This is a genomic window from Parerythrobacter aestuarii (assembly GCF_030140925.1).
Taxonomy (GTDB): domain Bacteria; phylum Pseudomonadota; class Alphaproteobacteria; order Sphingomonadales; family Sphingomonadaceae; genus Parerythrobacter; species Parerythrobacter aestuarii.
In genome coordinates this window covers 1,035,597-1,061,389 of the sequence record NZ_JARBWD010000001.1, presented here as the reverse complement: position 1 = coordinate 1,061,389, position 25,793 = coordinate 1,035,597, and the positions used below count along the sequence as shown (strand labels likewise).

Genomic DNA, 25,793 nt, shown 5'->3' with positions numbered 1-25,793 from the left:
CACCCCGGGCACGTTCAAGTGAGTCATTCCTGCGACAGGTCGCAGGCAGGCGCGAATTTAGTCGCGCGCAGCCCCCAAGAAGCGGAGCAGGAAGAGGAACATGTTGATGAAGTCGAGATAGAGGTTCAGTGCCCCCATGATCACGACCTTGTCCATGAACGGCGTACCGCGCACGGAGCTGTAGATGTTCTTGAGCTTCTGCGTATCGTAGGCAGTCAGGCCTGCGAAGATCAGCACGCCAAGGAAGCTGATGGCATACATCAGCGCGGGCGACTGCAGGAACCAGTTGATGAGGCTGGCAATGATCAGGCCGACAACGCCCATGATCAGGAAGCTGCCCCAGCCGCTGAGGTCTTTCTCCGTCGTGTAGCCGAACAGGCTAAGACCTGCGAAAGCGCCTGCAGTGGCGAAGAAGGTTACGGCGATCGACCCGCCCGTGTAGACGAGGAAGATCGTCGACAGCGACAGGCCCATCAGCACGGCAAAGCCCCAGTACATCGCCTGCAGCGTCGTCTTGGAGAACTTGTTCATGCCGAAGCTCATCGCGAACACGATGGCGAGCGGGGCCAGCGCCACGATCCACATCAGCGGTCCGCTGGCGAAGGTGTAGGCGAGGCCGCTGTTGGCGGTCAGCATCGCAATGATGCCCGTCAGCAGGATGCCCGAAGCCATGTAATTGTAAATCGACAGCATGTATTTGCGCAGGCCCGCGTCGAAGGTCGTGCGCGAAGCAACGTCGCCTCCTGCGCGCGGCACCGAGCCGAAGCCCTGCTGCGCCTGCCGGGGGTCGTTCCAGTCAGCCATTTCGATCCAAACTCCTTTTGCCGGCAGCACTATAGCGCCGGTACGGGTGTAATATCGGGGCAAAACGCCTTGGTTTCAAGGGAAACCGGGCACTGTTCGATAGAATGCAACTGAACTGGATTTAACCACTTTTCCGTGCTTCTTCAGCCATTTCCGCGCCGCGATCGCGTGCTGCTTGGAGCGTCTTGGTAAGCAAATCGACCAATGCATCGCCTTCATCGAGCACATCGAGCCCTTTCTGGGTCATCCCGCCGGGGCTGGCGACGCGCTTCGCCAGATCGCCCGGCGTGTAGTCAGAGGCCGACGCCAGCATCGCTGCCCCTTCCACCATCTGGATCGTCAGTCGCTGGGCTTGGTCTTCCGGCAGGCCCAGCCGGGTAGCAGCTATGCTCAAGGCATCGATAAAGCGGTAGACAAAGCCGGGGCCGGAGCCGGCCAGCGCCGTGACGAGATCGAACTCGCTCTCGTCGTCGAGCCACTCCGCGCTGCCGAGCCGCTCGGCCAGGCGGGTGATGTCATCACGGGAAGAACCGTCCAGCCCTTCACCCACCAGACCATTGGGCGACTTGCCCAACGCGCAAGCGAGGTTCGGCATCAGCCGCGCGATACCGCCCGCTTGCGGGAAGCGCGCCCGCAGGCTGGCGAGTTCGACCCCGGCAAGGACCGAGACAACCGTCGTCGAGCCGCCTACCGCTTTCGACAGACCCGGCGCGATATCGTCGAGCATGTAGGGTTTCACGCCCAGCAGGACGGCATCGAAAGGTGTGTCCGGCCACTCCGTCACCAGCCCCACTCCATCCGGCACATCCTTGCCGCGTGGGTGGTACACGGTGAAGGTCTGCGGGCTCATCCCGGCTCGCAGCCAGCCATCGACCATGGCTCCGGTCATATTCCCGAAGCCGACTATCAGCATGTTGGAGATCGTCATACTGGTGCCCCTAGCAGGGACAGCCGGGACTTGTCAGGCCTCTCCGGCAGCGTCGACCAAGGCCGCATCGAGCGCGGCTTCGGGTGACTTGTCGCCCCACAACACAAACTGGAACGCAGGATAGAACCGGTCGCAGTCCTCGACCGCCGATTCGATGAGCGCCTGCGCCTGGTTGAGGCTGAGCATGCCGTCATCGCCCAGCATCGCGCCATGGCGATAGATGATGACACCGCCGTTGGACCACAGGTCGAAATGGCCAAGCCACATCTGCTCGTTGACCAGCGACAGCAGCTCATAAGCGGCTTGCCGTTTGTCTTTCGCGACGCGGATATCGGGCACGCAGATGACTTGCAGCACATTGTCCATGCTGCGCCAGATGCACTTGATCTGGTACTTGGCCCAGCTGCCCTGAATCTCACCCGCCAGCTCGTCGTCGGTATGTTCCTCGACTGCCCAGCCGCGCGCATCGAACAACGCTGCCAGCATATCGACCGGAGCCGCATCATCCGATTCGGCGAAGCGATCAAGAGTGGAGGTCATTGCCGGGGGCCTCAGAAGGGGGTGCTGTAATCTGCATGCTGCGGACATGGCCCGATGCCCCTGCGTGGCGCAATGGCGCTTCGATCGTTCCTTGGGGAGAAACGATAAGGCTTGTTAACACCATGTGTAAAACCCGTGTGCGGGGCTAGCCGAGCGGCTCGATCTCCTGCCCTTCAGGGCTGGTGAAGGTGAAGGAATCGATGTCTTTTTCCTGCAACGCGGCCAACGCCTTGCGGGCCGCATCACGGTTCGGATAGGGCCCGGCAAGCAAACGATTGGTCTGGCCCCAGGGCGTCACGAACGGTCCCTTGCCATCGAGCAAGCCGTCGGCCGACCGGCTCAATCGGCGCCAGTCGAATTTCAGCGCGCTGCGATCCTTACCGGTCGCCACCTGCACCCAGAAACGGCTGGGATGGGCTGGCTTGGCCGGTGCGGGTTCCGGCTCGCGCTCGATCTCACGCGGGGCTTCGATCGCAGTAATGTCGACGGCACCGGCTGCCGGCGTGGTTGGCGCCTCTACCAAGGCTGCGAGATCGGCAAATGCGTCCGCCACGCTGGCGGTTTCGGGTTCAGTTTCCGGCCCGATAGCGGTAGGGGCCTCGCTGCTATCGCCTGAATTCGTCAGTCGTCCCAAGTCAAATCCGGGACTTGCCGCCTCAGTGTCGAGGGTAGCAACAACGACCGGCTTGAGATTTGCCGTGGCTTCCACCGGACTTGTAGCAGGCAACTCACCCGTTGAGGCGGCCTGTTCCGGCAATCGACGCGCAGGGACCGCCTCGATCGGTGGCGGCTCTTGCCCCGGCGCGGCGGTAGCTGTCACCAGCCGCTCTTCATCGACTGCGACAGGTGGCGGCCCTGCTGACGGACTGCCCGTGCTCTGACGCTCGACAATCCTGGGCCTTTGCCGTGAGCGAGACAAAGGATCGGATGCTGCCTCGCGGCGCGCCACTCTGACCGCCCGCTCCGCTTCCTCGCGCGATGCGACGGCGACCGTTTCGCCATCGGCTGCAGGAGGTTGCGCATCCGACCCGCCGCCAAGCGGCGCTCCGGCGGGTGCCAGTCCGGAATCGGCAGTTCGGGCCGCCCGTTCGGCCGCAGGCGCACTCGACAGCGCCGCAATACGCGGATCATCGCGCCCGATGCGAGCAGCTGTAGGATAGATACCGAGATTGCCTGCAGCTGCCTGTTGCGCTTTCGAAAGCGTCGGCATGAACCGCAGATAAGGTTCCATCTTCGCGGCCATGGCCCGCGGCATCACGGCCTCCGTAATAGCAACTGCATCGTCGGCCTTGCCGAGGATCGCCAACCCGAAGGCGCGGGTGCGATAGGCCGCGAAGTCGCGCCTCGCCAGCAACGGCCGCAGGGTCTGTTCGAAACCCTGTGCGTTTCCATCAATCGCCTGGCTCAATGCCAGCCGCCGGGTGATCTCGTCTGATGGCGCGCGCGCAAGGGCCCGACGATACCGGGCCTGCGCTTCACCATTATTGCCCACGAGGTCGTAGGCCAGGCCATAGTCACCGGCGAGCCGGTTGATCTCGACACCAGCCTCTTCCGCTTCCCGGAACAGCTGCAGGGCTTCGACCGGGCGGCGGGTCCTGACATAGGCCGCAGCCCGGCCTGCCTTGATCCGAGGATCGTCGGGAGCAAGTTCTTGCGCCCGACCAAAAAATCCGACCGCCGCTTCGACGTCGTCGAGTTCGAGCGAAGCTGTTCCCGCAGCAATGAGGGCATCTAGGTTACGCGGGCTACGTGCCAGCCGCGCCAACGCATCCTTCAGCTCCTGTGTAGCTGCCGAAGGAAGCGGTTGGACGACTTCTCGCCCCTGGCCTTGCGCAGAAATTGGCGAGACCGGTGCAAGCGCCATGAGCGCAGCAGGCAGGAAAGGGCGAAGCGTCGACATCGGGTGTTCCAGAGGCGCAGGCCTATAGGTTCGCAACTGAACCCGAGGCAAACGATCTTTGGCGGGCGAGCAGGATTTTGCGCCGGGCGGAGCCGCGCACGCTTTCAACGCCGGATGCTACTGGTTGTTCTGGCGGCCGAGGAAACGCGGGATGTTCAGGGCGCTGCCGTCATCATCATCGTCGTCATCGCCATCTTCTTCGGGCTCTGCTTCGTCTTTGGGCGAAGAGCTACCGCGCGAAAGATTGGCCATGCGTTCGAACAGGGTGCTACCACCTGAATCGCCGCCCTCTCCGCCGCCTCCGCCTGCAACCAGGCCGCGCCGACGGCCACCGGTGGCTTGCTGGGCCGGCTCTTCCACCGGTTCGTCACGCTCTGCCAGGCGATCGGCATCGAGCAGCAATTCATCATCGCCGCCCGCGCCTCCGTCGCCTGCGTCACCTCCAACGGGTCCCTCACCATCAAAGGCGTCACCTTCGCCTTCATCTTCGCCTGCTTCGGCAGCACTCGTCTCATCTGCCTCGGTCAGGTCGAGAGCACCGCTCCAGTCGTGATCGTCCCCGGCTTCGTCGACTTCGTCGGCAACCGCTTCAGCCGGCAGTTCGAATTCATCGTCCCCGTCGTTGCGAAGACCGGCGAGGGGATCGACGATTTCATCGACATCGTCGAAGTCTTCCTCTTCATACTCTTCGTCGTCGCTGCCGGAGCCCAGGCCAGAGAGGCCGGCGATGCCCGTCGGAGCAATGTCCTCTTCAGGCTCTTCCTCGGGTTCCTGGGACAGCTCCAGGGGTTCGTCTTCCGCGACTTCATCATCCTCAGGCAATTCCAGCACCGGGCGCTTGGGCGCACGTGCGCCGCCGAGCGACATGGTCTGGCTGGAGCCGATCTGGCCCGCTTCGCCCTGTTCGATACCGGTAGCCACCACCGACACGCGGATCTTGCCGTTGAGATCGGGATTGAATGCCGAACCCCAGATGATGTTCGCGTCTTCGTCGACCAGTTCGCGGATATGGTTGGCCGCTTCATCGACTTCGAGCAGTTTCATGTCGTCGCCGCCGATGATGGAGATGATGACACCCTTGGCACCGGCCATGCTGACGCCATCAAGAAGCGGATTGGCGATGGCGCGTTCAGCAGCTTCGAGCGCGCGGTTTTCACCCTCGCCTTCGCCGGTGCCCATCATCGCCTTGCCCATTTCCTCCATGACCGATTTCACATCGGCAAAGTCGAGGTTGATGAGACCCGGCATCACCATCAGGTCGGTGATCGAGCGTACGCCCTGCTGCAGCACTTCGTCGGCCAGCTGGAACGCTTCCTTGAAAGTCGTTTCCGCCTTGGCGACCAGGAACAGGTTCTGGTTCGGGATGACGATCAATGTATCGACATGCTTCTGCAGTTCTTCGATCCCGGACTCCGCCGCGCGCATGCGGCGCGTGCCTTCGAACAGGAACGGCTTGGTCACGACACCTACGGTAAGCACACCCTTGCGACGCGCCGCCTCGGCGATAACTGGAGCAGCGCCAGTACCGGTACCCCCACCCATGCCGGCGGCGATGAAGCACATATTGACACCATCAAGCGCATCTTCGAGCTCAGCCACGGTTTCTTCCGCAGCGGCCTTGCCCACTTCCGGACGAGCGCCCGCGCCGAGACCGCCAGTGATGTCAGGGCCCAGCTGGATGCGTGTCTCGGCCGCCGAAGTGTTGAGCGCTTGCGCATCGGTATTGGCGACGATGAACTCGACCCCCTCGATCTGGGCATCGATCATGTTGGCGATGGCATTGCCGCCGGCACCGCCAACACCGATCACGGTGATGCGTGGCCGCAGGTCGTCGCTTGCCGCGGGGCCGATATTGATGCTCATGTCGCTTTTCTCCAAAGGCCTGACGGCCAAAAATACTCTGGTATGCAGTCTGACACAAAGCGAATCCCGCTTGAATCGGGTTTTCCACCCTTATCCACAGTGGTTTCCCCGTAACCGACCTACACCTTCGCACCGCATATTCGCGGTCATTCCTTAAAAATATTCCCGCGCCGCGCGCCACACCCGGCTGACAAGGCCGAAACCCACCGGTGATACAGTTTCCTGATAGCGGCTGCCGACGACGCGAATGTCGACAGGATCGTCCGCTGCGTAAATGCACAGTCCGGCCAGTGTGGCGAAGCCGGAATTGCGCATGGAATCGGGCAATCCGCGCAGTTCCGGAGGCTTCCCCACCCGCACCGGGCGACCTAGGGCACCTTGCATATATTCAGCAATTCCAGCCAGTTGCGCACCACCGCCGGAAATCACGACCTGTCCGCGCGCACCCGCGAAATCGAGCGTCTTGAGCGCCTTGCCGACCTTGTCGGTGAGCAGGCCCAGCTGCTCGGTAATGACGGAAACAAGCTCCGCCCGATTGATCTTGTGATCCTCGCTCACGCCCTCGCCGGGGGCATCGACTGGCACCATTTCGCGGTGGTCCGTCGGACTGGCAATGGCCGAACCTGCAAGGCATTTGAGCCGCTCAGCCTGGAATCGGCGGATACCGAAAGCGCCCGCTATTGCGTCAGTAATGTCGCTCGCACCCATCTGGATCGCCACGAGCCCTGACAGCATGCCCCCTTTGAACACGCTAACATTGGTTACTTCACCACCCAATTCGATCAACGCGGTGCCCAGTTCCCGTTCTTCCGGGCTCAGACAGGCAAGGCCTGCCGCGATCGGCGATGCCACGACAGCTTCGACGGAGAGATGCGCGCGCTCGACCGCGTCCTTGAGGTTCCGCACCGGCGCGCCATCGGCCAGCATGACATGGATATCGACGCCCAGCCGTTCGGCATGCAGGCCTTTGGGATTGGCCACGCCGTGCGCACCGTCGAGTGTGTAATGAGCAGGTTGGGCATGAAGCACCATGCGGCCGTCGGGCTCGATATTGTCGCGCGCGGCGACCAGCAGGTGTTCGATATCCTCTTCTTCGATCTGCCGCCCTCCGATCGGGACTTCGACCTTTGCGATCCGGCTGGTAAGACCAGCCCCCGAACATCCGACCCACACGCTCTGCACGCGCGTACCGGCGTTCTCCTCCGCCCGCTCGACAGCGTTGCGAATGGCATAGGTCGCCGCGGCCATGTCGGTAATGTAGCCGCGATGGACCCCCTGCGACTGGCGGTGGCCTGACCCAAGCACGACCAGCTCGCCGGTTTCCGACAGCCCCATGATCATGGCGCTGATGCGAAAGCTGCCGATATTGACGGCGCCATAGACCTTGGCGATGCGCGGGAGGCCCATCAGTTGGCGCTCCCTTCGCTATTGAGGACCTGCTGCGAGCGGCCCGGGATGCGCATGTAGACCCGCTCCGGTACCCGCATGTCGAAGGTCGCGACCTTGCCGCCGAGCAGGCGGTTCTGGCCGTCGAGCCGGGCAAAGTTGATCAGGGCAGTCGCCGCTTCGTCTTCGCCCTGCGGCAGGGCCAGCACCTGTTCGGTGGTGAAGGTAAGGTTCCAGCGGCGATTGCCGACCCACTCGGCGGCAGTGACCTGGGGTTTGAGCGCAGGGGCCGCTTCGAGCAATTCGCCCAGCGCAGTAACCTGTTTCGACGCACCCGGCCCGGCCACGCGCAGCATGCCCTTTGCATTGGCTTCGGAAATCGGCTCCAGCGCGACACCGGTAGCATCGATCAGCACTAGCCTTCCGGGCTGGACCAGCACCGCATGCGGGGTGCGCTCGACGATATCGATGACCAGCGTTTCCGGCAGCTGGCGCGAAACGCGGGCATCCTTGACCCAGTCCATCGCCACCAGCTCTTCGCGCAGAGCCTCCAGATCGACCAGCGGCATGGGAGTATCGCGCTGGCCATAGGCGGCCTCGTATACCTTGAGTTCGTTCATCCGGTCGACCCCGCTAACCCGCACGCGGCGGACTTCGAACCCGGCATCGGAGGCGACTTCTGCGATCTGTGCGCGCGCCATGGCGGGAAGCCCTGCAAGGCTGGCAACAAACCACGCCAGCGCGACAGCCCCGCCAAGGATGATGGCGAGGAAGATCCGGTGCAGTTGCTCGTCGGTAAAGGGCAGCAACGCCATTGCGCCATCGAGCATGCCCTTGCCCTGGTTGCGCACCTGCCGTGCCCTGGCCGCACGGTTCTGTGCTGCAGCCGAGCGGCGGACTCCCTGCCCCTTGCGCCTGACTTTAGTCGCCATCGCTGCCTCCCGACTATTGCGCAAAATGGTCGAGCGCATCAGCGATAATCGCCTCGACCAGGTCTTCATAGCTCATCCCGACGAACTTCGCTTGCTCCGGAACGAGGCTGAGCGGAGTCATCCCCGGCTGGGTGTTGGTCTCGAGCACGAACAGCCCGTCTTCGCCCAGTTCATCATCCCAGCGGTAATCGGTCCGGCTGGTGCCCCTGCAGCCAAGCACGCGGTGGGCTTCGAGCGCGTATTTCTTGCACAACGCTTCGATCTCGGGCGGGATATCGGCGGGGCAGACGTGCTCGGTCATCCCGTCGGTATATTTGGCGTCGAAATCGTAGAAGCCGCTCTTCGGCTTGAGCTCGGTAACTGCCAGCGCTTTTCCGCCGACCACCGCCGTGGTCAGCTCGCGACCGCGGATGAAGGGCTCGGCCAGCAGGCTCTCGAACTCCTGCCACGGCCCCACCGCATCGCGGCGGATCGGGTTGCCGTAGTTGCTTTCGTCGGTGACGATGGCAACGCCGACCGAGGAGCCTTCATTGACCGGCTTGAGCACATAAGGCCGCGCGAGCGGATCCTTCTCGTAGAGCTCCTCGCTCCTGACGATCCGGCCTCCCGGCATCGGAATGCCATGCGGCACCAGCGCCTGCTTGGTCAGTTCCTTGTCGATGGCGATCACGGAGGTTGCGAGGCCGGAGTGGGTATAAGGAATGCCCATTAGGTCGAGCATGCCCTGCACCGTGCCATCCTCACCCGGCACGCCGTGGAGCGCGTTGAACACGACATCGGGCTCGGTCTCGGCGATGCGGGCGGCGACCTGCCGGTCCATATCGATCCGGGTCACGCGGTGGCCCCGCGCCTCCAGCGCCTTGGCGACGCCTTCACCGCTCATCAGAGAGACCGAGCGCTCATTGGCCCAGCCGCCCATCAGGACAGCGACATGGAGTTTGGGGAGGCTCATGGCCGCCCCACCCGCTGGATTTCCCATTCCAGCCTGATCCCGGAGTTCTGGTACACACGGCGCATGACCTCTTCGCCCAGCGCCTCGATATCGGCGCTGGTGGCGTTGTCGACATTGATGAGGAAATTGGTGTGCTTCTCGCTCACCTGCGCGCCGCCGATGCGCAGGCTGCGACAGCCGGCTGCATCGACCAGTTCCCAGGCCTTGTGCCCGGGTGGGTTCTTGAAGGTCGACCCTCCGGTCTTGGTCCGGACCGGCTGCGAATCCTCGCGCGCCTTCGCGATGCGCTCCATCTCGGCCCCGATCACCGCCGGATCGCCCGGCTCGCCCTGCAGCCGGGCGGAGACGACCGCAGCACCTTCGGGCAAGGCTGAGTGGCGATAGGTGTATTGCAGGTCGGCCACCGGCAACGTCACGAGGTCGCCTTCAGGCAGCACGACCTGGCAATCGATCAGCACATCGGCCATCTCGCGGCCATAGGCCCCGGCATTCATGCGCACGAAACCGCCGATGGTGCCGGGGATACCGCGCATGAATTCGAGCCCCGCGATCCCGGCGTCACGCGCGGTCGAAGCAACCAGCACGCCATGCGCCGCCGCTCCGCAGGTGACCGTGTGATCGTCATGCGGCTCGACCTTTGCGAAGGCCTTGCCGAGCTTGATGACGACGCCCGGAACGCCGCCATCGCGAATGATCATGTTGGAGCCGAGGCCAAGTGCCATCACCGGCAATTCGCCATTGAGCCGATTGAGGAAGGTCTTGAGATCGTCGAGGTCGGCCGGCTCGAACAGCCAGTCGGCATTGCCCCCGGCCTTGAACCACACGAGCTTGGCCAGCGACGCTTCGCGGGTCAGCCGCCCGCGCAATCCTTCGATGGCGACGGGCGCGTTCATCGTTTCCTCGACCTCGGCAGTCGGGGCGGAACCGGTATCGTGCATGGCCCAATCATCGGGCTGGTGCATCGTCATACGGTGCGCTCCAGCCGGATGGCATCGGCGAGGCCCGCAGCCCACTTGGTGATGTCGCCCGCGCCGAGGCAGACGACGAGGTCACCCGGCGCGATCTCGCCGGCAAGCACCTTCGCCAGCTCGTCTTCGTCGGCAATGGTCGATGCGTGCCGATGACCGCGCAGTTTCAGCCCTTCGACAAGCGATTCCGCGCTGACGCCTTCGATCGGGTCCTCACCCGCGGCATAGACCGGAGTGACATAGACGCTGTCGGCCTCGTTGAAGCAGGTCTGGAACTCTTCCATCAGGTCGCGCAGGCGGGTGTACCGGTGCGGCTGGGCGACGGCGATGACGCGGCCTCCACCACTTGAGGACGCGGCTTCGCGCGCTGCGCCCAGGACGGCAGTGATTTCGACCGGGTGGTGGCCGTAGTCGTCGATGATCGTCACCCCATCGACTTCGCCAACCTTGGTAAAGCGACGCCGGACGCCGCCGAAACTGCCGAAGCCGCTCTGGATGACATCGTCGGAGCAGCCCATCTCGATCGCCACGGCAATTGCGGCGAGCGCATTCTGGACATTGTGGCGACCGGGCATCGGCAAGTGGACGTCGGCGATCCGGCGGTCTTCCTCGCCGCGCTGGCGCACGATGACGTCGAACACGTTACCGCCGCCTTCTGGGCGGATGTTCACCCCGCAAATGTCGGCTTGCAGCGAGAAGCCATAGGTCACGACTTTGCGATCGCGGACCTGCCCGATCACCGATTGCACTTCGGGATGATCGACGCACAGGATCGCCGCACCATAGAACGGCACGTTATGGATGAACTCGACGAAGGCCCGTTTTACACCGTCGAAATCGCCATAGTGGTCGAGATGCTCGGGATCGATATTGGTGACGACGGCAATGGTCCCGTCGAGCCGCAGGAAGCTGCCGTCGCTTTCGTCCGCCTCGACCACCATCCAGTCGCTGTCACCCAACCGGGCGTTGGAACCATATTGTTCGATGATCCCGCCGTTGATCACGGTCGGGTCGACATTGCCGGCATCGAGCAGTGCGGCGATCATGCTGGTGGTGGTGGTCTTGCCATGCGTGCCGGCGACCGCCACGGTGCTCTTGAGCCGCATCAGCTCGGCCAGCATTTCCGCGCGGCGCACGACCGGGATGCGCGCTTCGAGCGCGGCTGCGACTTCGGGGTTGGTGCGTTTCACCGCGGTCGAGGTCACAACTACGGCAGCGTTCTCGACATTCTCCGGCGCATGACCGATCATGACTTCGATCCCGCGCGCCTTGAGCCGCTCGACACTGGCGCTTTCACTGAGATCGCTGCCCTGCACGCTGTAGCCGAGGTTGTGCATTACCTCGGCAATGCCGGACATGCCGATCCCGCCGATGCCGACGAAATGGATCGTCCCGATATCGGTGCCGACGCCTTTCATTCGGCGCTCTCCCGCGCAGCATTGCGGGTGGCAGCGGCGGTTTGCGAGGAGGCACGCGGGCTATCGCCCGTCACCTTGATCACATCCATCATTTCCGCCCCGCCAAAGCTCTCGACGAGGTCGGCAAGGTCCTTCACAGCCTTGGGCCGGCCGCAATTCCACGCCGCATGGGCGGCGGTGGCAAGCGTTTCCGGACGCTGGGCCATCGCCTGGATTTGCCGCGCAATGTCCTTCGCCATCTTGGCTTGAACATCCGACTGCTTCCAGCGAATGGAATCACCTTCCTCGCCCATTGAAGATGTGTCCTTGAGCGTGGACATTGGCTGCCGGATCATCCTCGCGCCGCCTGCCTTGACCATCTCTTCGGTATTGTAGGCTTGATGGTCGTCTGTCGCGATCGGCAGCGGAATGAGGATGGCCGGGCGTCCAACAGCTGTCAGCTCGGCAATCGTGGAGGCACCCGCCCTGCCGATAAAGAGATGTGCGTCCGCCAGCCGCTCCGCCATATCGTCGAAATAGGTAGCCAGTTCGGCGGGGATGTCATGGCTGGCATACCGCCCACGCACGCGTTCGACATCTTCTGGTCGGCATTGCTGCGTGACTTGCAGCCGCTGCCGCAAGGCCGGCTGCAGCATCGAGAGAGCATCGGGGATGACATCGCTGAGGATACGCGCGCCCTGACTGCCACCGGTAACAAGCACCTTGAGCAAGCCGTCCTCAGTAAACGCCGGAAACGGCTCGTCCCGAAGGGTCAGGACTTGCGCACGGACCGGATTGCCGACCAGGTGCACCTTTTCGGCATGCTTGGCATCGAGTCGCTTGATCTCGGGGTAAGCCGTAGCAATGGCATTGACCCGCCCGGCCAAGAAGCGATTGACCCGGCCCAGCACAGCGTTCTGCTCGTGGATCACGGTCGGGATACCTTCGCCGGTTGCGGCCAGCATGGTCGGAAACGCCGGGTAGCCGCCGAAGCCTACGACAGCGCTTGGCTCGAATGTTTCGAACAGACGCTTGGCCATATCGCGCCCGCGCAACACGGCGCGCACACCGCCAAACCAGCGCAGCGGGTTCTTGCCGAAGCGCCCGGCGGGCAGGATATGCGCAGGCAGGAAGTCGGGCTTGCCGGGGATCTTCGCCCCGCGTTCGTCGGTCATCAGCGCAACGTGGTGGCCGCGCCGCTCGAGCTCCGCAGCGAGCGCAAAAGCGGGCAACATGTGCCCGCCCGTTCCGCCTGCAGCGAGGACATAGTGCCTGTTGGCGCCGGTCATGCGCCTTTCTCCTTGTCTGTCAGCAGCGCGCGGAGGCCGGGGGTTTCGCGCGTCAGGAACGGGTTGCGGCGGGTCAACGCCAACAGCAACCCGACGGCAAGGCATACGGCAATCGTCGAGCTGCCGCCATAGCTGACCAGCGGCAAAGTCATGCCTTTCGACGGGAACAGCTGCAGGTTGACGAGGATGTTGATGAAGGCCTGCCCGCCGATCTGCGCGGTCAGCCCGGCCGCCGCCAGCAGCGCGAACAGGTTTTCTTCATCCGCCAGCCGCACCAGCACGCGGGCGACGATGGCGAGATAGAGGATCACTACGATGGCACATACCAGCAACCCGAATTCCTCGCCGATGACGGAGAAGACATAGTCTGTATGCGCTTCGGGCAGGCTCATCTTCTTGAGGCCCAGCCAGAAACCGGTGCCGGTCCAGCCGCCGCCCAGCAGGGTCTTCTGCGCAAGGTCGACCTGGTCGAATTCGGTCCCCCCGCCGAGGAAGGCGTCAATGCGATAGCGGGCATTGTCGTAGAAGAAATAGGCTGCTGTCAGCGCCGCCACTCCTGCGGCGATGATCCCGCCGATCTTCTTCATCGAGACGCCCGACAGCATCACCAGCACGAACCACACCCCGCCGAACAGGATCGTGGCCCCGAGGTTCGGCTGCAGCATCAGCAGCAAGGCGATCAAGCCCATCAGCCCGGTCACGATTGCCAGCACCGGCAAGTGCGGATCCTTGAGCCGCCAAGACAGGATCCAGGCCATGGCAATGGCAAAACCGGGCTTGAGGAACTCGCTCGGCTGGAAGCCCAGGCCGAACCGGATCCAGCGCTTGGCACCGTTCACTTCGTAGCCGATCAGCGGCACCAGCATCAGCGCCCCCAACATGGCAGCGGCAAGCACGATCCCGAGACGGCGGGCGTTGTCGCGGCTGAGCGCGGAAGCGCCCAGCATCACCGCAATCCCGACCACCTGCCAACGCAGGTGCGCCCAGTAGAAATAGAGATCGGGCAGCTTATCGGTCGCAGTCGACAATCGCCGCGCGCTGGCAGGCGAGCCTGCCGCGACCGCCGCCGTGCCGATCAGCATCAGCGCGAAGATCAGCGCCAGCAGGACCCGGTCGACTTCGCGCCACCAGATCTTGAGCTCGGACGATTTGGAACCCCGCTGGTGCGTGACATGCGCCATGCGCTCACCGACGCCGGGAACGTAGGGCTGGCCTGCGGAGGGGAAACTGCTCATGCCGCCTTGCCCCCGTGATCCTTGGCGTGATCAATCGTAGGCTCGCTTTCGGCCTCGACATCCTCACCGGTCAACGCGGCGACGATCTGGCGGAAATGCTCGCCGCGGCGCTCGAAATCCTTGAACTGGTCGAAGCTGGCGCAGGCAGGCGAGAGCAGGATCACATCGCCGGGCACAGCATCTCGCATCGCGCGGCGCACGGCGGCGCAGATCATTTCGCTGCGGTCTACCGGCACGCGGCCTTCGAGCAGTTCGGCAAAGCGCGGCCCGGCTTCACCGATGGCGTAGGCGCGTTTGACATTGGCGAGATAGGCCTCTGTCGCACCCAGCCCATCTTCCTTGGGCAGCCCACCGACGATCCAGTGGATGCGCGGGCCACCCGCTTCAGGCGGGAACGCCGCGAGCGCCGGGGCGGTACTGTCAGGGTTGGTGGCCTTGCTGTCGTTGATGAACAGCACGCCATTGTGGGTGGTGACCCGTTCCATGCGGTGGGGGAGACCGGTGAAGGTGCGCAGGCCAGCTTCAATCTGGTGTACGGACAAGCCGAGCCATGCACAGGCTGCCATGGCGGCACCGGCATTTTCGGCATTATGTGGCCCTTGCAGCGAGGGCCAGTGAGCTTGCCCAGCTTCGCTCGCCGGAACGATACCGTTGAAACCGGCCTTGCCCGGGTGGATCAGGCCACCTTCAAAAGCTTTCCAATTGATGAGCGCATAGTGATCGCCAGTCTGCATCTCCAGCAGGCGGTTCTTGGACGCCGCATAGGCCTCGAAGTTGTCATACCGATCCAGGTGATCCGGCGTGATATTCAGCAACACCGCCACATCGCAATCGAGGCTCTGGGTCAGGTCGATCTGGTAGCTCGACAGCTCCAGCACATAGACCCCGCCCTCTGGGAGCGGTTCCTGCCCAAGGATCGGCAGGCCGATATTGCCGCCGAGCGTAGTCGGGACACCAGCGATCTTGAGGATATGGTGGACCAGCGCGGTGGTGGTGCTCTTGCCGTTGGTGCCGGTGATGCCGACGACTTTGTGCCGCGGCAGCTCGGCACGGGCCTGCGCGAACAGTTCGATATCGCCGATGATTGGGACGCCGAATTTCTCGGCGCGCTGGACGATAGGGTGGGTGTTCAGCGGAACGCCGGGCGACACCACGATCCCGGCGAACCCAGTCAGGTCCTCCGCCATCGGGTCGCCAATGCGGGCGCGGCCTTCGAAGGCGAGGCGCGGTTCTTCCTGCCGGTCCCACACCATAACCTCGGCACCGCTCGCCAGCAGCGCCTCGACCGTGGCCTGGCCGGAACGGGCGAGGCCAAGGACGGCAAATTTCTTGCCGGACCAGGCGGAGCAGGTGATCATCGCAGCTTCAGCGTCGCGAGGCCCATCAGCGCCAGCACCATGGAGATGATCCAGAACCGGATCACGACCTTGCTCTCGCTCCAGCCCAGCTGTTCGAAGTGGTGGTGGATGGGAGCCATGCGGAAGATCCGCTTGCCGGTGCGCTTGAACCAGAACACCTGGATGATGACGCTGGCGGTTTCGGCCACGAACAGTCCGCCGACGATCAGCAGCACGATCTCGTGATGGCTGGCGACCGCTATCGCGCCCAGGGCCCCGCCCAGCGCCAGCGAGCCGGTGTCGCCCATGAACACCGCGGCCGGCGGCGCGTTGAACCACAGGAAGGCGAGTCCGCCGCCCATGATCGCGGCGCAGAAGATCGCCAGCTCGCCTGCGCCCGGGACATGCGGGATGCCGAGATAGGCCGAGAAGTCCGCCCGGCCCGCGAGATAGGCGATGATGGCGAAGGTCCCGGCGGCGATGATGACCGGCATGATCGCCAGTCCGTCGAGCCCGTCGGTCAGGTTCACGGCATTGCCGAAGCCCACGATCACGACAGCGGCGAAGACATAGTAGAACGGCCCCAGCGGGATCGCCTGGTCGGAGACGAAGGGGACATAGAGCCAGGTGTTGATCTGGCTGACGATGATATAGCTGGCGATCCCCGCCACCACGAATTCCAGCAGCAGGCGGACCTTGCCTGACAGCCCTTTGTGGCTGGCCTTGGAAACCTTGTCATAGTCGTCGAGGAAGCCGATCACGCCGAAACCGATGGTCACCGCTATGCAGGCCCATACGAACGGGTTCCTCAGGTCCATCCACAACAGCAAAGACAGCGTCAGCGAGACGAGGATCATCAGCCCGCCCATGGTCGGCGTGCCGCGCTTGGCAAGATGGCTCTGCGGCCCGTCTTCGCGGATCGGCTGGCCCTTGCCCTGCCGCACGCGCAGCATGTTGATGAAGCGCGGCCCGATGATGAGCCCGATGACAAGCGCAGTCATCAGCGTCGCCCCGGCCCGGAAGGTCTGGTAGCGGATGAGGTTGAAGACCCCTTCGAAACCCAGCCACTCGGCAATCAGATAGAGCATTCGGTCTTCCCGGCCCCCAGTTCAAACCCGACTGGTGAAATGGTCCACCAGCTTGCCGAGCCCGACCGAATTGGAGCCCTTGACCAGGATCGCGTCACCGGCTGCGAGCCCGTATTCCTGCAGCGCCGCGATCGCCTCGGCAGGCCCATCGCAATGGGCGAAGGAAAGCCCCTTGCCAAGCATGGCCTCACCCTGTTTCCCCAAGTGCCGCGCAAGGGCCAGCATCTCCTCGCCGACCAGCACCGCATGGTCGACCTGCGCCTCGAGGATCGGTTCAGCCAGTTGTGCGTGGAAATCAGGCCCGAAATCGCCCAGTTCCTTCATGCTGCCGAGCACCACGATGCGGCGCGTGGAAGGCGTGTGTCCCAACTGGCGCAAGGTAGCGCGCATGCTGGCCGGGTTGGCGTTGTAGCTTTCGTCTATCAGCAGCGCCTTCCCTCCAGCCGCGCTGATCTGGTGGCGGGCGCCGCGACCTTTCAGCCCGCCGAGTTCAGCCAGCGCCAGGCCTGCCGCGCCGAGGTCGCCCCCGGCGGCATAGACTGCGCCGAGGACCGCCAGCGAGTTGGAAACCCAGTGCTCGCCCGGCTCGGCGACGGTGTAGCACAGCCGTCTGTCGGCGATCTGCGCCGTGACCAGCGAACCGCCATTGGCGGCGGGAATGGCATCGAGCAGGCGGACATTGGCCTCGGGCGAGCGCCCGAACGAGAGGACCCGTGCCCCCTTCGCCTCTGCCGCCGCCAGCAACTGGCCGTATTGCGGGCTGTCGGCCGGGATGACAGCAGCACCACCGGGTTCCAGCGCAGCGAAGATTTCCGCCTTGGCATCGGCGATGGCCTCGATCGAACCGAGGTTCTCGATGTGCGCCGGGGCGATCGTAGTAATCACCGCTACATGCGGGCGGACATGCTCAGTCAGCACACTGATCTCACCCGCGTTATTCATGCCCATCTCGAACACGCCATAGGTGCTGCGCGCGGGCATCCGCGCGAGGCTGAGCGGGACGCCGACATGGTTGTTGTAACTGCGCACGCTGCGATGCGCCTGCCCGCGGCTGGAGCGTTCCAAGGCGGCAAAGATCGCTTCCTTGACCCCGGTCTTGCCGACTGAGCCGGTGACCCCGATCCGCACCGCATCAGCGCGTTCGCGAGCTGCGTGTGCCAACGCGTGGAGCGCCTCGGTCGTGTCTTTGACCAGCACATGCGGGCCATCGACCGGGCGATCAACCAGCGCTGCAGGGGCTCCAGCGGCAAAGGCCTTTTCTACGAACCTGTGCCCGTCCATCGCTTCGCCCTTGAGCGCAACGAACAGGTCGCCGGGGCGGACATCGCGGCTGTCCATCTCGACATTGGCACATTGGAAATCGCCGCTCGCCACGCCGCCGGTGGCCGCGGCAATCTCCTGCGCGGTCCAAAGCGCAAGCGGGAGCGCATCGCGCTTCGTGCGCGGCCAGGAAAGGATAGCTTTTGACGCGAATGCGGGGGCGATCATGCCGCGCCTCCCTGCCCGGCAGCGCATTCGCGCGCAACCGTGACATCGTCGAATGGCAGTACTTTCATGGACTCTCCCGACCCGATTATCTGGCCTTGTTCGTGGCCTTTACCGGCGATGAGGACGATGTCGTCGGCCTCCGCCAGTGCGATGGCTGCGGATATCGCCGCGCGCCTGTCCCCGATTTCGCGCATCTCGCCCGTTGCGCCCGCTATGACTGCTGCACGGATCGCCGCCGGATCTTCTCCCCGCGGGTTGTCGTCGGTGACGATAGCGATGTCCGAAGCCCGGCTGGCGACTTCGCCCATTGGGCCGCGCTTGCCGGTATCGCGGTCGCCGCCGGCCCCGAACACAGTGATAAGGCGCCCCTTTACATGCGGGCGCAGCGCTTCAATGGCCGCTTCCAGAGCATCGGGCGTGTGGGCATAATCGACATAGACCGGTGCCCCGGATTGGGTGATCACCGCGCGCTCAAGCCGCCCACGCACCGGCTGCAGCCGCGCGACACCGTCCCACACCATGCTGGCATCGGTGCCCGTCGCCAGGGCCAAACCGACCGCCGTCAAAGCGTTGGCAACCTGGTATTCGCCGATCAGCGGCAGGCGCAGCTCGCGCATGGTGCCGCCGTGCTCGATCTCCAGATCCTGCCCCAATTGCGTAGGGGTACGGGCGAGCAAGCGAATGTCTTCGCCCTGCTCGCCCACCGTGAACACCCGCAGGCCGCGAGCCTGCGCGCGTTCGATGGCCCGGGCGGTCCACTCGCTATTGCCCGTCCAGACCACGGCCGTTCCGCCGGCATCGACAACCTCGTCGAACAGCCGCATCTTGGCCTCGAAATACTCTTCCATGGTGCCGTGATAGTCGAGGTGATCACGGCTGAAATTGGTGAATGCAGCAGCGGTTACAGGCAGTCCCTCGTTGCGATATTGCGAGAGGCCGTGACTCGAAGCCTCATAGGCAACATGGGTGACGCCTTCTCGCGCCAATCCGCTCATATTGCTGAGGAATGTCACAATGTCCGGGGTTGTCAGCCCGGTAGAGACGCTTTCGTCCGGCGTCGTCACGCCCAAGGTGCCAATGCTGGCTGCCCGTTCACCGGCCATACGCCACAATTGGCGGGTCATCTCGACCGTCGAGGTCTTGCCGTTGGTCCCCGTAACTGCGACGATAGTTGAGGGGACAGGTGTAAAGTACTGCGCTGCCAGCAAGGCAAAGGCCCGGCGTGGGTTGGCATCGGCAATGTGGATCGCGCCTTGGACCTTTGCCTCTGGGCGGGCGACGACAGCAATGGCTCCGGCCTCGATCGCTTGAGGGATGAAGTCCTCCGCGTTGAATTTCGCACCCTGGAACGCACCAAACACGGTCCCCGGCGCTACCTTGCGGTGGTCGATAGCGAAGCCCGTCACAGTCAGATCGGCATCTTCCGGCACTATGATCGAAGCGCCTTCCGCCAGCTTGTTCAACTTCACTCCGAACCTCCGGGGATCAGCGGTTTGAGGTCAGAGATGTCGACGTCGCGGGTCATGTCGGGCCGCACACCCAGCATCGGCCCGATCCGCGGCACCAGCCGTCCCACTATCGGTGCCGCATTCCACGCCGCAGTCCGCTGAAATGAGCTGGCGGTAGTGCCCTTCGGTTCATCCAGCATGGCAATAACGACATAGCGCGGACGATCCATCGGGAAGACCGCGGCGAAGGTCGAAACCAGGCTCTTCTTGCGGTAGCCGCCCTTGCCAGGCTTTTCGGCCGAGCCGGTTTTGCCGCCGACGCGATAACCAGCTGCGTTGGCATTCTTGCCAGTGCCGTAGACTGCAATCATCCGCAGCAGCTGGCGCATGCGCGACGAGGTCGAAGCCTTGAACACACGCCGGCCCTTGGGTGCCATGCCGGGTTCGATCTTGTGCATCGTTGCCGGACGATAGATGCCGCCGTTGACCATCGCTGCATAAGCGCTGGCCAGGTGCAACGGGGTGACCGCAATCCCATGCCCGAAGCCGACGTTCATGGTCTTGATGCGCGACCATTTGTCGTGCCAGATCGGGAAACCGCGGGCAGGCAATTCGATTTCCGGGCGCTGGTTCATGCCGAGGTCGATGAAGGTCTGGCGCAGCCGATCGCCACCCAGTTCGTCGGCGACACGAGCCGAGACTGTGTTGGAAGAATGGATCAGGGTCTCGGCGATATTGAGGCTGGCCCCGAGGTCGTGGCTGTCCTTGATGGTGAAACCGGCGATCTCCACCGGGCTGGCGTCATAGCGTTTGCCGAAATCGCGCACGATACCGGCATCGATGGCGGCTGCCACTGTCAACGGCTTGAAGGTCGAACCGAGCTCATAGACCTGGTTGGTCACTCGGTTGAACATGTATTTCTCGCCCTGGGCATCGATCCGGTTTGGATCGAATTCAGGCAATGAGGCCAGCGCCATCACTTCGCCGGTATCGACATCGAGCACGATTCCCGCGGCGCCCATGGCATTTACAGAGAGCATGCCGCGCCGCAGTTCGTCTTCCAACGCACCCTGCACCCGCATGTCGATACTGAGCTGGACGGGCTCGCCGCGCAGTGCGGGGTCCGACAAACGCTCGTTGAGTACCTGTTCCATGCCAACCCGGCCCTTGCCGTCGGACGCGACGAAACCGAGGATATGGGCCGCCATTGTCCCTTGCGGATAGTGGCGGTCGTTTTCCTGCGGCAGCTCGAGCGCGACTTCGCCCAGCTCGAACACGCGGTTGGCCTCTTCCGGCAGCACCCGGCGGCGCAAATAGCCGCCTTTGCCCGAGGCCAGCATTGAGAGGACCCGCGCTTCGTCGAGATCGGGGAAGATGGCCTTCAATTCGGCCACAAGCGATTCCGGTGTCTTGATCAACGGCGGCCCACCTTCGCCCAGCGCAGTCGGATTGAACCACAGTGCCCGAGCCGGATAGTTGCGGGCCAGCGCGATGCCATTGCGGTCGCTGATTTCGCCGCGTGGCGGCAGCAGGGCCTCCTCCAGCGTGGCAGGGCCGGTGGTGCCACCGCCAATGCCGAGGAAAACGATCCGCAGGATCGCGATCAGCGCCAGCAAGGCAAATCCTGCCGCCACCAGAAGCACGCGAATGCGCGCCACCAGCAATGCTTCCTGCCGATCCGAAACGAGCCGCACACGCCCGGAAGATATGGCGGTGCTGACAGTCAGCGAAGTCATTCAGCCACCTTGGGGTTCTGGCCAAAACCAGGCTGACCTGGTGCAAGTTCCGCTGTCATGCCCAGTCGCTCCGCCAGCGAAGGACGATCATCCTCTGCTGATCGCTGCTCGCGCCCGGTGGGCTTCTTCGGCTGGTAGGATGCGGGGAGTGTCTCCACCGGCTTGCCGGTCAATGGAGAAACCATTTCCGGTATTTCCCCGGCCTGCGGAGCCCGGGCAACTCGAATAGGGTCCGGTGCCCCTGGAGCCAACGGCTGCGCCAGGCTGGCCAATTGACGCTCGTTTTCAAGATACTGCCCGGCAGTCGGTGCGACATAGCCGAAATCGACCGCGTTCCAGTTGGCCAGCTGCTGCTGGTTAGCGCGCGTTTCGAACTCGGTTTCGAGGCGCATGGTTTCCTGTTTGAGCGCAATGATCTGCCGCTCGGCCCGCACGACTTCGCTCTTCACAGCATGGACGCGGAATGTCAGTGCCACGAACAGCGTGAAGACGATGCCGAGCGCCATCGCCCAGCCGGCCTGCCTCAACCGGCTACCCCCGATCATCACGCGGCCTCCTTGCGCGCGGGCGCATCGGTGCGGACGGCATGGCGAAGCGTCGACGAGCGGGCGCGCGGGTTGCGGGCGATCTCGGCTTCTGACGGGCGGATCGCCTTGGAAATGTCGGAAAAAATGGCCGGCGGCCCCTTGGTCTGGGGAAGATGGCGGGACGTACCGCCGGCCTTTCCGGAAGCGCCCTGGAGAAAGCGCTTCACGATACGATCTTCCAGCGAGTGGAAGGAAACGACGGCCAGCCTGCCGCCGCTCTTGAGGATGCGTTCGGCAGCGTCGAGGCCTTGCTCAAGCTCGTCGAGCTCGCCGTTCACATGGATACGAATGGCCTGGAAGCTACGGGTCGCGGGGTCCTTCTTGTCGTGCGGCTTGTAGCCCAGCGCCTTGCGTACGACCCGGGCAAGGTCGTCGGTCGTTGCCAGCGGGCGCGCGGCTACGATGGCTCGTGCCACCCGGCGTGACTGGCGCTCTTCGCCATAGGCGTAAAGCACATCGGCAATCTCTTCGGCGTCAGCCGCGTTGACGAAGTCTGCCGCCGACATGCCAGACTGGCTCATGCGCATGTCGAGCGGACCATCGGCGGAGAAGGCAAAACCCCGCTCAGCCTGGTCGAGCTGCATGGAAGAAACGCCGATATCCATCGCTACGCCATCGACCTGACCGATCCCAGCCTCCGCCAACGCAGCAACCATTTCCGAGAAGCGTCGGGGATGCAGGACAAGTCGCGGTGGATGTTCGGAACATTCCGGCCAGGCGCTTCCCGCTGCAATCGCATCGGGGTCGCGATCAAACGCATGGACAATGGCTCCACGGTCGAGCAGCGCGCGGGTATAGCCCCCGGCCCCGAAAGTGGCATCGACCACGATATCGCCCGGTTGCGGGTCCAGCGCAGCTATTACCTCGTCGAGGAGGACAGGGACATGGGGGGCGCCGCTCACTTCTTCTTCGCCCTGGATTCGGCGACAAGCGCCTTGCAGGCAGCTTTGGCAGCCGCCCAGTCGTCGCCCATGGTGGCGATCTGGTCGGGGTTCCAGATCGTGAAGAAGCGACCGCCACCCTGGAAGTAGAGTCCATCGCCAACATCGCCGAGGTCGCGCAGGAATTCGGGCATGACGAAACGCCCGCTGTCGTCGAAAGGAAGTTCGGCAAAACCGTTGAGCTGCGAGGCGCGGGTTTCACGATCGAACTCGCGACCGAACTTGAAGGCCATCTCTTCCTCACGGTCGAGTTGCCTTTCGAATTCCGCCTTGCGCGACAGCCCGAAGCCGACAAGGCAGGGCCAGCGATCGTGCTTGGTCAGGCACAGAGTGCGTGAGCCGGAACTTTCCTTCACGGCCTTGCGGAACAGTGGAGGCAGCACGAAACGGCCCTTGTCGCCTGCCGGCGAATAGGCCTGTCCGCTAAAGCCTTCGAAACCCTGTTCCACTCCCCGCCAATCCCCGTATCAAGTGGCCCGCTTTGAGCGCCTCGATGAAGGACACGACTTCTCCGTCTCCGCCCGCGCAGGTGCGAGCGGCCCACCCCTCTCCACAGGGGGTGTGCGACAAATCAGCTTGTCCGATGGAGGATGGTCTTAACGCGGGCAGACCCGGGATTAAAGGGGAAATCTCGGGATTTTAAGGGATTATGTGGTAAATATTTGATTTACCTTATGATTTGAACTCAAGCAGTTTCGCAATCCTTGTGGAAAATGTGCAGCAATGGGGAGGAATCCCCTGAAAATCCGCCCGAATCCCCGACTGGGCCACTCATTTCCGAGTCTCTCCCGCATTTTCCCGGACCTCTTCCCGCGCCATCCCCAACAACGCCCTCAGCGCCGCAGGGGAGCCCGGCCCGCCAACCCGGTCCTCTACCAGCGTGGCGTCGGCCAATAGAACCGCGCGCCCCTCGCCAACCATGCATTCAGCCAGGATTTGCTCAAACCGGGTGGCGCAAGCCGCACCCTCGGCAACGCTGGTTTCGAACTTTCCTGCGGCAACGACCGCCATGTCCGCATCACCCAGCGTCACAGTGCGGACAGTTTCGCGGTCGAGATCGTGTACGAGGACAAGCCCCCATCGATCGAGGATCGGACTCAACAGGGCGGTGTCCAGTGGACGGCGCGGATCGCCAAGTGGAAAGTCACTGTCGCCAGCGAGCTGGGGATCGGCAAATATCAGTATGTGGCCTCCACCGCGCACCCAGTCGTCCAGCGCTACGTTCTCTTGCGGGGTCAATATGCGTGGTTGCGCCAACACCAGCAAGTCGATTGGCGCGAGACTCTCGTCCGTCAGTGTGTCGAGCGGATCGAGGACATAGTCTCGTTCAATCGTGCCGACCATCCAGTGTGCGGCGTTGTCGTCACCGGTGGCCAGCGCAGCGAAGGCATCGCTGCCCGACCAGAGGATCGGCAGGCTGGTGAGGAGGCCCAACTTCGGCTTGTCGACAGATTGCGCCGGTTGGGGATCACTGCATCCGGCCACGGCCAGCAAGGCCGCAACCAGCGCAAACGGCCATCGGCTGTTACTGTCCCTGCGGCTCGGCACCTTCGCCTTGCTCCGGCAGGACCGGACCTTGCGGCACTGGCTCCTCGACTACATCCGACGGCAGGTCGGGCACCACGCCTGCATTCTCCAGTGCCTTGTTCTGAGTCGGCGTCGGCGAAGGCTCAACCGTCGGCGCTGCTTCCGGCACAGTTGTATCTTCGACTTCCTGCGCCCGATCCATGATCATGTTGGCGACGCCCACCAGCAGCACCATGGCCCCAAGCCCGATCAGGCCGACCTGGAGACGGTGAAAGGTTTCACCTTCACGCGGGGTATGAGGCAGGGCAGCTTCGCTGTCCGCAGCGGGGCGTATTGATTGGCCTAACAGGTCCATGATCCTGACCATAACCCGGCTGCGCTGAACGTCAAACAACCGGGACATTGGGGCGCTCAATCAGGCCTGCTCGAGCCAGTCGAAAACTGGCAGGTCCTTCGAGCGCAACCACTCGGCGCTATAGAGCGAAGACAGATAGCGGAAACCGGTGTCGCACAGGATCGTCGCCACCCGGGCATCCTTGCGTCCTTCGGCCACCAGCTGCTGGCCAAGCGCCACTGCACCGGCGACGTTGATGCCACTGGAAAGACCAAGACACAGCCCTTCCTCGCGCAGCAGTCGTGCGACCCATTCCAGGCCCTCCTCGTCGGAGATGCGGAACTGGGTATCGATCGGCGCGCCTTCGAGGTTGCCGGTAATGCGGCCCTGCCCGATGCCCTCCGCGACCGACGATCCTTCGGCCTTCAACTCGCCATTGGCGTAGTAATTGTAGAGCGCCGCACCGTGCGGATCGGTCAGCGCTATACGCACGTTCTCGTCGAATTCCTTGAGCCCCATACCGACCCCGGCAATAGTGCCGCCGGTCCCTGCGGCGCAGGTGAAGCCGTCGATCCGGCCCTCCAGCTGATCCCACATTTCAGGCGCAGTGCCTTCGATATGCGCCTTGCGGTTGGCGGTGTTGTCGAACTGGTTGGCCCAGATCGCGCCTTCGGTCTCCTCTGCCAGCCGGCGCGAAGTGTGCACGAAGTGGTTGCAGTCGGCGAATTTGGTCGGCGGCACCAGCACCAGCTCGGCACCCAGCGCCCGCAGCGTGTCCATCTTTTCCTTGGACTGGTTGTCGGGCATGACGATGATGGTCTTGTAGCCACGGGCATTGGCAACCAGCGCGATGCCGATACCGGTGTTGCCAGCGGTCCCTTCAACCACCGTCCCGCCAGGCTTGAGCTCGCCTTTCTCCTCCGCATCGCGGATGATCCACAGCGCCGCCCGGTCCTTCACCGAAGCGCCAGGGTTGGCAAATTCGCACTTGCCGAAAATGTCGCAACCGGCAGCCGCGCTGGGCCCGGCGAGCCGGACCAGCGGAGTGTTGCCGATAAGGGAGATGGTGTCATTGTGCGGCGCAGGTGCAATCATGGAAAGCGAGTTAGGCGC

Annotated in this window: 23 protein-coding genes; all 23 read right to left on the bottom strand. The window is 63.7% G+C overall.

Translation table 11 applies throughout. The features are described from left to right. Positions 1–57 precede the first annotated feature (57 nt). Complete coding sequence (locus QPW08_RS05150) at positions 58–804, bottom strand: Bax inhibitor-1/YccA family protein (protein ID WP_284124668.1); 747 nt, start codon at positions 802–804, stop codon at positions 58–60. 121 nt (positions 805–925) lie between these two features. Further along, positions 926–1,732 carry a pyrroline-5-carboxylate reductase family protein gene (locus tag QPW08_RS05145; RefSeq protein WP_284124667.1) on the bottom strand — a complete coding sequence of 269 codons (807 nt, stop codon included), beginning with the start codon at positions 1,730–1,732 and terminating at the stop codon, positions 926–928. Positions 1,733–1,765: 33 nt separating this feature from the next. Beyond that, positions 1,766–2,272 carry a type III secretion system chaperone family protein gene (locus QPW08_RS05140; protein WP_284124666.1) on the bottom strand — a complete coding sequence of 169 codons (507 nt, stop codon included), beginning with the start codon at positions 2,270–2,272 and terminating at the stop codon, positions 1,766–1,768. Between the two features lie 145 nt (positions 2,273–2,417). Beyond that, positions 2,418–4,172 carry an SPOR domain-containing protein gene (locus tag QPW08_RS05135; protein ID WP_284124665.1) on the bottom strand — a complete coding sequence of 585 codons (1,755 nt, stop codon included), beginning with the start codon at positions 4,170–4,172 and terminating at the stop codon, positions 2,418–2,420. Positions 4,173–4,289: 117 nt separating this feature from the next. Then, positions 4,290–6,035 (bottom strand): cell division protein FtsZ, encoded by a 1,746-nt coding sequence (gene ftsZ, locus QPW08_RS05130; RefSeq protein ID WP_284124664.1) that lies wholly within the window; start codon positions 6,033–6,035, stop codon positions 4,290–4,292. A 153-nt stretch (positions 6,036–6,188) separates the two neighbouring features. Beyond that, positions 6,189–7,442 carry a cell division protein FtsA gene (ftsA, locus tag QPW08_RS05125; protein ID WP_284124663.1) on the bottom strand — a complete coding sequence of 418 codons (1,254 nt, stop codon included), beginning with the start codon at positions 7,440–7,442 and terminating at the stop codon, positions 6,189–6,191. Continuing rightward, positions 7,442–8,353, bottom strand: coding sequence for a cell division protein FtsQ/DivIB (locus tag QPW08_RS05120; protein ID WP_284124662.1), 912 nt, complete (start codon positions 8,351–8,353; stop codon positions 7,442–7,444). The genes ftsA and QPW08_RS05120 overlap by 1 nt, the downstream gene beginning before the upstream one ends. 13 nt (positions 8,354–8,366) lie before the next feature. Further along, positions 8,367–9,305, bottom strand: a complete 939-nt coding sequence (locus tag QPW08_RS05115; protein ID WP_284124661.1) for a D-alanine--D-alanine ligase — start codon at positions 9,303–9,305, stop codon at positions 8,367–8,369. Beyond that, the gene (gene murB, locus QPW08_RS05110; RefSeq protein ID WP_284126300.1) at positions 9,302–10,198 is read right to left on the bottom strand and encodes a UDP-N-acetylmuramate dehydrogenase; all 897 of its coding nucleotides are present in this window, start codon (positions 10,196–10,198) and stop codon (positions 9,302–9,304) included. The genes QPW08_RS05115 and murB overlap by 4 nt, the downstream gene beginning before the upstream one ends. Before the next feature lie 71 nt (positions 10,199–10,269). Beyond that, complete coding sequence (gene murC / locus QPW08_RS05105) at positions 10,270–11,691, bottom strand: UDP-N-acetylmuramate--L-alanine ligase (RefSeq protein ID WP_284124660.1); 1,422 nt, start codon at positions 11,689–11,691, stop codon at positions 10,270–10,272. Continuing rightward, the gene (gene murG / locus QPW08_RS05100; protein WP_284124659.1) at positions 11,688–12,959 is read right to left on the bottom strand and encodes an undecaprenyldiphospho-muramoylpentapeptide beta-N-acetylglucosaminyltransferase; all 1,272 of its coding nucleotides are present in this window, start codon (positions 12,957–12,959) and stop codon (positions 11,688–11,690) included. Before murG ends, murC begins: the two co-directional genes overlap by 4 nt. Beyond that, on the bottom strand, positions 12,956–14,194 hold the full coding sequence (locus QPW08_RS05095) for an FtsW/RodA/SpoVE family cell cycle protein (protein WP_407674549.1): 1,239 nt from the start codon (positions 14,192–14,194) through the stop codon (positions 12,956–12,958). The genes murG and QPW08_RS05095 overlap by 4 nt, the downstream gene beginning before the upstream one ends. Then, the gene (locus QPW08_RS05090) at positions 14,191–15,552 is read right to left on the bottom strand and encodes a Mur ligase family protein (RefSeq protein ID WP_284124658.1); all 1,362 of its coding nucleotides are present in this window, start codon (positions 15,550–15,552) and stop codon (positions 14,191–14,193) included. The genes QPW08_RS05095 and QPW08_RS05090 overlap by 4 nt, the downstream gene beginning before the upstream one ends. Continuing rightward, entirely contained in the window at positions 15,549–16,619 is a 1,071-nt protein-coding gene (mraY, locus tag QPW08_RS05085) for a phospho-N-acetylmuramoyl-pentapeptide-transferase (protein ID WP_284124657.1), read from the bottom strand. Before mraY ends, QPW08_RS05090 begins: the two co-directional genes overlap by 4 nt. 21 nt (positions 16,620–16,640) lie before the next feature. Then, positions 16,641–18,107 (bottom strand): UDP-N-acetylmuramoyl-tripeptide--D-alanyl-D-alanine ligase, encoded by a 1,467-nt coding sequence (locus tag QPW08_RS05080; RefSeq protein ID WP_284124656.1) that lies wholly within the window; start codon positions 18,105–18,107, stop codon positions 16,641–16,643. Then, positions 18,104–19,576: a UDP-N-acetylmuramoyl-L-alanyl-D-glutamate--2,6-diaminopimelate ligase gene (locus QPW08_RS05075; RefSeq protein WP_407674548.1), complete on the bottom strand. Its 1,473-nt coding sequence runs from the start codon at positions 19,574–19,576 to the stop codon at positions 18,104–18,106. The genes QPW08_RS05080 and QPW08_RS05075 overlap by 4 nt, the downstream gene beginning before the upstream one ends. Beyond that, positions 19,573–21,291, bottom strand: coding sequence for a peptidoglycan D,D-transpeptidase FtsI family protein (locus QPW08_RS05070; protein ID WP_284124655.1), 1,719 nt, complete (start codon positions 21,289–21,291; stop codon positions 19,573–19,575). The genes QPW08_RS05075 and QPW08_RS05070 overlap by 4 nt, the downstream gene beginning before the upstream one ends. Then, entirely contained in the window at positions 21,288–21,836 is a 549-nt protein-coding gene (locus tag QPW08_RS05065; protein WP_284124654.1) for a hypothetical protein, read from the bottom strand. The genes QPW08_RS05070 and QPW08_RS05065 overlap by 4 nt, the downstream gene beginning before the upstream one ends. Beyond that, positions 21,836–22,780 (bottom strand): 16S rRNA (cytosine(1402)-N(4))-methyltransferase RsmH, encoded by a 945-nt coding sequence (gene rsmH, locus QPW08_RS05060; RefSeq protein WP_284124653.1) that lies wholly within the window; start codon positions 22,778–22,780, stop codon positions 21,836–21,838. The genes QPW08_RS05065 and rsmH overlap by 1 nt, the downstream gene beginning before the upstream one ends. Next, the gene (locus tag QPW08_RS05055) at positions 22,777–23,268 is read right to left on the bottom strand and encodes a division/cell wall cluster transcriptional repressor MraZ (protein ID WP_284124652.1); all 492 of its coding nucleotides are present in this window, start codon (positions 23,266–23,268) and stop codon (positions 22,777–22,779) included. The genes rsmH and QPW08_RS05055 overlap by 4 nt, the downstream gene beginning before the upstream one ends. 322 nt (positions 23,269–23,590) lie before the next feature. Continuing rightward, positions 23,591–24,367, bottom strand: a complete 777-nt coding sequence (locus QPW08_RS05050) for a Gldg family protein (RefSeq protein ID WP_284124651.1) — start codon at positions 24,365–24,367, stop codon at positions 23,591–23,593. Next, on the bottom strand, positions 24,345–24,701 hold the full coding sequence (locus QPW08_RS05045) for a hypothetical protein (protein ID WP_284124650.1): 357 nt from the start codon (positions 24,699–24,701) through the stop codon (positions 24,345–24,347). Before QPW08_RS05045 ends, QPW08_RS05050 begins: the two co-directional genes overlap by 23 nt. 60 nt (positions 24,702–24,761) lie before the next feature. Then, positions 24,762–25,775, bottom strand: a complete 1,014-nt coding sequence (locus tag QPW08_RS05040) for a cysteine synthase A (protein WP_284124649.1) — start codon at positions 25,773–25,775, stop codon at positions 24,762–24,764. Positions 25,776–25,793 lie beyond the last annotated feature (18 nt).